Below are 7,499 nucleotides of genomic sequence, written 5' to 3'. Positions count from 1 at the left end.
CCGCCCGAAGCCGGCTTCGACGGTGCACCCGCGGCCGGTGCGGACTTGGCCGGCGCAGGAGCGGCCGGAGCCGCGGTCTTGGTGGGAGCGGTGGCCGTGGGGGCGGTGGCAGTGGAACTCGGGGCGGCCGTGGGCTTCTGCTCTGCGTCCACCGGGGGACCGGTGGGGATGAGTGCTGCCAGACCTCGACCGAGCCCGCCTTTACGTGTCGCGCTCATCCGTTCCCCTGATTCTCGTGTACCCCGCGTGCCGCCAACTCGCGCCCAGCGTCGAGGTAGCTCATCGCGCCGCGCGATCCAGGATCGTAGTCGAGAACGGTCATCCCGTAACCGGGAGCTTCGGAAACCTTCACGCTGCGGGGGATGACCGAACGCAGCACCGCGCTGCCGAAGTGCGCACGCACCTCTGCGGCGACCTGATCGGCCAGCTTGGTGCGACCGTCGTACATCGTCAGGAGGACGGTGGAGACGTGCAGTTCGGGGTTGAGGTGCGACTGGACGAGCTCGATGTTGCGCAGGAGCTGTCCGACACCTTCGAGTGCGTAGTACTCGCATTGGATGGGTATGAGGACTTCCTTCGCCGCGACGAGCGCGTTGACCGTGAGCAGACCGAGCGACGGCGGGCAGTCGATGATCACGTAGTCGAACTCGCGGTCGCCGAGCGCCTCCTTGGTGAGGGCGTTCCGGAGGCGGTTCTCGCGCGCGACCATCGAGACGAGTTCGATCTCGGCACCGGCGAGATCGATCGTGGCGGGGATACAGAAGAGACGTTCGTTGTGCGGGCTCTGCTGCACGGCCTCGGCAGCGTTGATCTCGCCGAGGAGGATCTCGTAGCTCGAGGGCACACCGGAGTAGTGCGGCACGCCCAGGGCGGTGCTCGCGTTACCTTGCGGATCGAGGTCGACCACGAGGACCGACAATCCCTGCACGGCGAGCGCGGAGGCGATGTTCACCGCCGTGGTGGTCTTACCGACCCCGCCCTTCTGATTGGCGATCGTGAAGACGCGACGCTCGCGCGGCTTGGGCAGTGCGTTGGCGTCGCTCGGATGCAGGACCTGGGTGGCGCGATGAGCAGCCGCGCCGATCGGGGTGTCGACGGTGGAGAAACCGTCGAAGGGTACGGGGGAGAAGTCGTCCTCGACGCCTCCGGTTTCACGTGAAACAGCGGATTCAGATCCACCCGTCATAGAACACTCCTTACACGTAGATCCGCTCGGTTCGCACGCTACATCCTCGTCGCTTCCCGGTCGCGACTTCGAAGGCCGGGTTGAGGCGCCGAAGGGAGAATGCGAGTCCCGGGCCCGGAGCTGTCGCCGACCTCCCGACCACGCGCACGCATTCTCGGTTGGTTCAGTATCCCATCCGCATTCTAGGTTCCGTCGGCGACATGGCCGGGTGACGTTTCACGTGAAACGGCGCGGAGTTGTTTCACGTGAAACAGGTGGAGGAGCGGCTCGGTGGTTTCACGTGAAACAATCCCGACCCCCAAGGGGGTGGACTCGAAAACCGATAACGTCCAAGCTGAAATACTGTGGTCCGCAATATAATTCACATGAGTAGGTTTCAATCCTATTGCACAGGAAGATAATTCGGTTGATACACACATTCCATGGAACTCGAAACATCACAGTGACGAAACGTCCTGGGATGATTGGGTCTGGTGTGACAACGTCCGAAACAACCGTTTCGCACCGGAAATGTACTCGAGTAGATTCCTCGGGTCGGAAAGAATGTCTCGGAAACGACAACACCCTCCCGACCCGGTAGGGGAGGGGAGGGTGTCGGGGCGATCGTCGCGCCAGGCGATTCGGTCAGCGCTTCTTGCGACGCCGCGCCGGCCGCGGAATCCGCTCGGCCTTCACGACGATCGTGGGTGTCGGAAGGAGATCGCCTCCGCACTCGAGCACCTCGAGATTGCCGGCACCGAGGCGAGCGAGTTCGTCGTGATCGCGGTCGATCTCTTCTCGAGCGGACGAACCCTTCAACGCCAGCATCCGGCCTCCCTCGTGGACGAGGGGGAGCGACCACTTGGCGAGCTTGGCGAGAGGTGCGACGGCACGGGAAGTCACGACGTCTGCGCCGCCCGCCTCCTGGAGGACGCTCGGCTGCTCGGCACGGCCACGGACCACGAGAATGTTCTCGATCCCGTGGGATTCGACGAACTCCGCCAGATAGACGGTGCGGCGCAGTAGCGGCTCGACGAGCGTGACCTGGAGGTCGGGACGAGCAAGTGCGAGAGGAATACCCGGCAGACCGGCACCGCTGCCCACGTCGACGACCGTCTCACCCTCCTGGATGAGTTCGCCTACCACGGCGCAGTTGAGAATGTGTCGTTCCCACAGGCGCGGCACCTCACGCGGTCCGATGAGCCCCCGCTCGACACCTGCCGTCGACAACGAATGGTGGTACCGCTCGGCAAGTTCGGTCCGATCCCCGAATACCCGCTGCGCGACCGCCGACAGTTCCGCCTCGTGCTGTTCCACGTGAAACATCCTTTCCTGTCGGCTCACCCGAAACAACATCGGGACCCACAGCATCACTTACGAAAAGGCGAAGAGGGACCCTGACGACGCAGAGTCCCTCTTCGGTCGGCACGGCCGACTCAATCCTTGACGATCACCACACGGCGGTGCGGCTCCGCACCCTCGCTCTCGCTGGACACACCGTCGATCTTCGCGACGGCGTCGTGCACGATCTTGCGCTCGAACGGCGTCATCGGCTCGAGCTCTTCGCGCTTGCCGGTCTCGAGCACGCGCTTCGCGGCCGACGTGCCGAGCGAGGAGAGCTCGGCGCGCTTGCCCGCACGCCACCCGGCGATGTCGAGCATGAGCTTGCTGCGCTCGCCGGTCGCCTGCTGCACGGCGAGACGGGTGAGCTCCTGTAGAGCGTCGAGAACCTCACCGTTGCGACCCACCAGCTTGGTCAGATCCTTACCGCCGTCGATGCTCACGACCGCGCGGTCGCCCTCGACGTCGAGGTCGATGTCACCGTCGAAATCGAGAACGTCGAGCAACTGCTCCAGGTAGTCGCCGGCGATCTCGCCTTCTTCGATGAGGTAGTCGTCGTCATCGAGATCGGCGTCCGCCGCAGTGTCGCGCTCCTCGGGTGCCACCGCGAGGTCCTCTTCCACCTTGTCCAGGTCACTGGCCATGTTCAGCTCTCTTCTACTTCGGTCAGCGCCGCTTGCGCTTGGAGTTCTTGGGTCGGCTGCCCGGCTTGGGAGCGGACGCACCGGACTTCGAAGCCGCGGGGGAACCGTCGCCGGCCGCGGCATCCTTCTGCAGCGATACCTCGCCGGTCTCGTCGACCGTGGCGTCGACGGCGTCGGACGCTGCCGCTGCGGCCGAGCCCTTCTTCTTGGACTTGTCGGGGCGAGCACCCGGCTTCGGTGCGTTCTCGTTCCGGCGGGCCAGAGCCGCAGCCTTCTTCTCCTCTTCCTCCTTGTCGATACGGCGGAAGACGAGGTGCTGCTGTCCGTAGGTCCAGATGTTGTTGCTGACCCAGTAGATGATGACGGCGATCGGCAGGAACGGACCACCGACGAGCACACCGAGCGGAAAGACGTACAGGGCCAGCTTGTTCATGATCGCGGCCTGCGGGTTCGCAGCGGCTTGGGCACTCTGGCGTGCGACCGAGGCACGAGCGTTGAAGTGCGTGGCGATGCCGGCGATGATCATGAGCGGCACCGCGACGGCAGCGATCTCCCAGCGCGAGGGAAGTTCACCACCGTCGACCGTGAAGGCCTGGAGCGATGCCATGGGCTGCGTGATCCACGAGGAGATCGGAGCGCCGAACAGGCGGGCACTCAGGAACGACTGGACGTCCTCGGGGCTGAACGCGTAGTTGCCGAGCTGGGCGTTCTCCTCCGGAGTCAGCCCGAGCTGGCCGAAGCCGGTACCCGTGCGGTTGAACGAGCGCAGCACGTGGAACAGGCCGATGAAGACCGGGACCTGCAGCAGAACGGGCAGACAGCCCATCAACGGATTGAAGCCGTGCTCCTTCTGGAGCTTCTGCATCTCGAGTGCCTGGCGCTGCCGGTCCTTGGCGTACTTCTTCTGAAGTGCCTTGATCTGCGGCTGCAGCTCCTGCATCTGGCGGGTCGTGCGGACCTGCTTGACGAAGGGCTTGTAGAGAATCGCGCGCAGGGTGAACACGAGGAACACCACCGACAGCGCCCAGGTCCAGCCGCTGTCGGGTGCCAGCACGAACGAGAACGCTTTGTGCCAGACCCACAGGATCCAGGACACGGGATAGTAGATGAAGTCGAGCACGGCTCTATGTACTCCTCTGGTCGTCCATGATCGCCACGAAGAGGCGTCGGTCTCGGGTCTCGGCTCCGGTCAGGTACCCACTGGGGACGACCGATGTTTCCGTTCGGGTACCGGATCCCACCCACCAGGGTGCCAGGGGCCACACTTGAGCAGTCTCACCGATGCCAGGACCGCACCGACGACGACACCCCGCGTGCGCAGCGCCTCCACGGCGTACTCGCTACAAGTCGGGGTGAATCGGCAGGTCGGCATCCGTGTGGGCGACACATAGGTGCGATAGAGCTCGATACAGAAGATCAATGCCCGGGCCGGGGCGGACCGCAGGGACCGCCACCACGACCTCCGCTCGGGCTCGGTCATGCGCGAGCACTCCTATGCGAGGCGGAAGCACCGGCGTCGAGCAGTCCGAGGCGGGTGAGACCCGACCGCACCTGCTTGTCGAGCTCGCGGGAATCCGCGATGGCAGCGCCGGGTAGTGCGCGCAGCACGATGTCGGTCTCGGAGGGCAGAGCCTCGACGAGACCTGCACAGATATGACGAAGCCGGCGTGCGACTCGATGTCGAATCACCGCCGGCCCGACAGCCTTGCTCACGACCAGTCCGAAACGCGGACCGCCGACACTCACCAAGGACTCGGTGCGATCGCGTTCGAGAACGTGAACGACCAGATCCCGCCGACCCTGACGACGCCCTCGGCGGACGGTGTCCGAGAAATCCGAGTGGCGCCGCAGTCGATACGGCTCAGGTAGCACCCCGAGCTCCCGTTAGGGAATCAGGCGGTGAGAGAAGCGCGGCCCTTACGGCGACGCGCCGAAACGATCGCGCGGCCCGCACGGGTGCGCATCCGGAGACGGAAGCCGTGAACGCGCGCGCGGCGTCGGTTGTTCGGCTGGAACGTCCGCTTGCCCTTGGCCACGGTCGACACTCCTCGATAATTCTGCGACGGCGCGGCAAGCACCGTCGTCCAACGTGTACGTGAATTCGCAGGATTCGTATTGCCCGACTCGAGCAGGACGAACCCGTCACCTCGGTATGAGTGACTGTTCGAGGCTACTCGGACGCGGGCGCGAAATCAAACCGCGACGAACAGCGCCGATCAACGCGACACGCCGGACGTGTTCGGCGAAAACTACTCGCCGAGAAGCTATGTGATCCAGAGCACAGCTCGGGTACGCTTTGGGCCATGTCTTCGACGGCGCATCGCGACTACCTGTGCAGTCCCGCGTCACGCTCCGTTCGACGACGATGTGCCGGCCGGTGACGGCCTGCTGCCCCGCGCCTCTTCGGGCGTCGTCGCGCAGCTTCTCCGGGCGCGTTCACCGAACACGGAGTCGGACCGCGTCGCACCGTGTGTCACACTGATCCCCGCAGACCGCCCGGGCCCACGAGCCCCGCTGAGCGAATACACACCTCCCATCCACACATCCACCGGGTGATTCCCACGGTTGTCCACACCTGTGGATAATCGTGTGGAAAACCGGTGATCAAAGGGAGGGAAGCTGCGTGAGCGACGAGCCGAACGCGCTGGCCGATGTGTGGACGGACGTCGTATCCGAGCTGACCATCGACGACGGAATGCTGACGAAGAGCCAGAAGGCATGGCTCGCGCTGGTAAAACCGATCACGCTCGCACAGGGATTCGCCCTGCTCTCGGTGCCGTCCACCCTCGCCCAGCAATCGATCGAACGCGATCTGCGCGAACCCATCCTCCGCACCCTCAACCGGCACCTCGGTCACCGGGTCGAGGGTCTCGGTGTGCGTGTCGAACCGCGGGAACGCGTGGACGACCCCGCCGAGGATCCCTACGCCGAACCCCGCGACACGCTGCCCCTCGAGGGTCTGCCGGAAGATGCACAGCCTGTGAATCCGCGCACGGCAGAGCCCCGCAGCCGTGATCTGCGTCGCGACCCTCCGATGCCCCGGGATGTCCCCGGCCCGCGGGACGGGGCTGTGGCCAGGGACGGCGTCGGGCCGATGGACGGGGGATTCACCCGGGACGGCATGCTTCCCGGTGAGGGTGCGGCCTATCGGCGACGCCTGATCTCCTCGCGCGAGCACGACATGCTCGAGGCCGACCACGGCGAACTCGAGGAGGTCGACGACGACCGGGAGGCGATGACCGCCGTCCGCGAGTCGTGGCCGTCCTATTTCACCCAGCCCCCGCCGCCCGAGACGCCGCCCATCGGCAGCAGCAGCCTCAACGCGAAGTACACCTTCGACACCTTCGTGATCGGTGCGTCGAACCGGTTCGCGCACGCCGCGGCGGTGGCCATCGCCGAGGCACCGGCACGCGCCTACAACCCCCTGTTCATCTGGGGCGCCTCGGGCCTGGGGAAGACCCATCTGCTGCACGCCGCCGGCCACTATGCACAGCGCCTCTTCCCCGGCATGCGGGTGAAGTACGTCTCCACCGAGGAGTTCACGAACGACTTCATCAACAGCCTCCGCGACGACCGCAAGGTCGCGTTCAAGCGGCGCTACCGCGAGACCGACATCCTCCTCGTCGACGACATCCAGTTCATCGAGGGCAAGGAAGGTATCCAGGAGGAGTTCTTCCACACTTTCAACACCCTCCACAACGCCAACAAGCAGATCGTCGTCTCGTCCGACCGGCCGCCCAAGCAGCTCGCGACGCTCGAGGAACGACTGCGGACCCGGTTCGAGTGGGGACTGATCACCGACGTCCAGCCTCCCGAACTCGAGACGCGCATCGCGATCCTGTCGAAGAAAGCACGCATGGACGGCCTGAACGTGCCGCACGACGTGCTCGAGCTGATCGCGAGCCGGATCGAACGCAACATCCGCGAACTCGAGGGTGCCCTGATCCGTGTGACGGCCTTCGCGTCGCTCAACAGGCAGCCGCTCGATCTCACCCTCGCCGAGGTCGTGCTGCGTGATCTGATGCCGGATTCCTCGGCTCTCGAGATCAATGCCGCCACGATCATGGCTGTGACCGCGGAGTACTTCGGAACGTCGATAGACGACCTGTGCGGGCCCGGAAAGGCACGGCCGCTGGCGCAGGCCCGCCAGATCGCGATGTATCTGTGCCGCGAGCTCACCGACCTGTCGCTGCCGAAGATCGGGCAGACCTTCGGTCGCGACCACACCACAGTCATGTACGCGGACAAGAAGATTCGCAAGGAGATGACCGAGCGCCGCAAGGTCTACGACCAGGTGCAGGAGCTCACCGCGCGTATCAAACAGCGGTCCAAGCGCTGATTCCTCGAGC

The 7,499-nt window shown here is 65.1% G+C and carries 8 protein-coding genes and 1 pseudogene; 1 reads left to right on the top strand and 8 read right to left on the bottom strand.

Going from position 1 to position 7,499, the window contains the following annotated elements; genetic code table 11:
* From ACLBYD_RS01335 to rpmH, 8 genes and pseudogenes are all read right to left on the bottom strand, one after another.
* Positions 1 to 218 (bottom strand): annotated as a pseudogene (locus ACLBYD_RS01335) (ParB/RepB/Spo0J family partition protein); the annotation flags it as partial.
* Positions 215 to 1,186: a ParA family protein gene (locus ACLBYD_RS01330; protein ID WP_016691064.1), complete on the bottom strand. Its 972-nt coding sequence runs from the start codon at positions 1,184 to 1,186 to the stop codon at positions 215 to 217. The gene ACLBYD_RS01330 and the pseudogene ACLBYD_RS01335, both read right to left, overlap by 4 nt.
* 624 nt (positions 1,187 to 1,810) lie before the next feature.
* Complete coding sequence (rsmG, locus tag ACLBYD_RS01325) at positions 1,811 to 2,491, bottom strand: 16S rRNA (guanine(527)-N(7))-methyltransferase RsmG (RefSeq protein ID WP_060652418.1); 681 nt, start codon at positions 2,489 to 2,491, stop codon at positions 1,811 to 1,813.
* Between the two features lie 110 nt (positions 2,492 to 2,601).
* Entirely contained in the window at positions 2,602 to 3,150 is a 549-nt protein-coding gene (locus tag ACLBYD_RS01320; protein WP_060652417.1) for a Jag family protein, read from the bottom strand.
* A 22-nt stretch (positions 3,151 to 3,172) separates the two neighbouring features.
* Positions 3,173 to 4,270: a membrane protein insertase YidC gene (gene yidC / locus ACLBYD_RS01315; RefSeq protein ID WP_271047351.1), complete on the bottom strand. Its 1,098-nt coding sequence runs from the start codon at positions 4,268 to 4,270 to the stop codon at positions 3,173 to 3,175.
* Positions 4,271 to 4,339: 69 nt separating this feature from the next.
* Complete coding sequence (gene yidD / locus ACLBYD_RS01310; RefSeq protein ID WP_006550908.1) at positions 4,340 to 4,630, bottom strand: membrane protein insertion efficiency factor YidD; 291 nt, start codon at positions 4,628 to 4,630, stop codon at positions 4,340 to 4,342.
* The gene (rnpA, locus tag ACLBYD_RS01305; RefSeq protein ID WP_447815107.1) at positions 4,627 to 5,022 is read right to left on the bottom strand and encodes a ribonuclease P protein component; all 396 of its coding nucleotides are present in this window, start codon (positions 5,020 to 5,022) and stop codon (positions 4,627 to 4,629) included. Before rnpA ends, yidD begins: the two co-directional genes overlap by 4 nt.
* A 20-nt stretch (positions 5,023 to 5,042) precedes the next feature.
* Positions 5,043 to 5,186 (bottom strand): 50S ribosomal protein L34, encoded by a 144-nt coding sequence (rpmH, locus tag ACLBYD_RS01300; protein WP_006550910.1) that lies wholly within the window; start codon positions 5,184 to 5,186, stop codon positions 5,043 to 5,045.
* A 659-nt stretch (positions 5,187 to 5,845) separates the two neighbouring features.
* On the opposite strand from rpmH, the gene dnaA reads away from it, so the two are divergent.
* A complete protein-coding gene (gene dnaA / locus ACLBYD_RS01295; RefSeq protein ID WP_447815349.1) occupies positions 5,846 to 7,489 on the top strand; it encodes a chromosomal replication initiator protein DnaA in 1,644 nt (547 codons plus the stop codon).
* Positions 7,490 to 7,499 lie beyond the last annotated feature (10 nt).

It is taken from the genome of Rhodococcus sp. C26F (assembly GCF_053345925.1).
Note: the sequence above shows the minus strand (reverse complement) of the source record. Positions and strands in the feature narration are given on the sequence as shown.

Bases quoted from the DNA above. Each gene is read 5' to 3' on its own strand.
- ACLBYD_RS01330 (WP_016691064.1), bottom strand. From the start codon at position 1,186: ATGACGGGTGGATCTGAATCCGCTGTTTCACGTGAAACCGGAGGCGTC.
- rsmG (WP_060652418.1), bottom strand. From the start codon at position 2,491: ATGTTTCACGTGGAACAGCACGAGGCGGAACTGTCGGCGGTCGCGCAG.
- ACLBYD_RS01320 (WP_060652417.1), bottom strand. From the start codon at position 3,150: ATGGCCAGTGACCTGGACAAGGTGGAAGAGGACCTCGCGGTGGCACCC.
- yidD (WP_006550908.1), bottom strand. From the start codon at position 4,630: ATGACCGAGCCCGAGCGGAGGTCGTGGTGGCGGTCCCTGCGGTCCGCC.
- dnaA (WP_447815349.1), top strand. From the start codon at position 5,846: ATGCTGACGAAGAGCCAGAAGGCATGGCTCGCGCTGGTAAAACCGATC.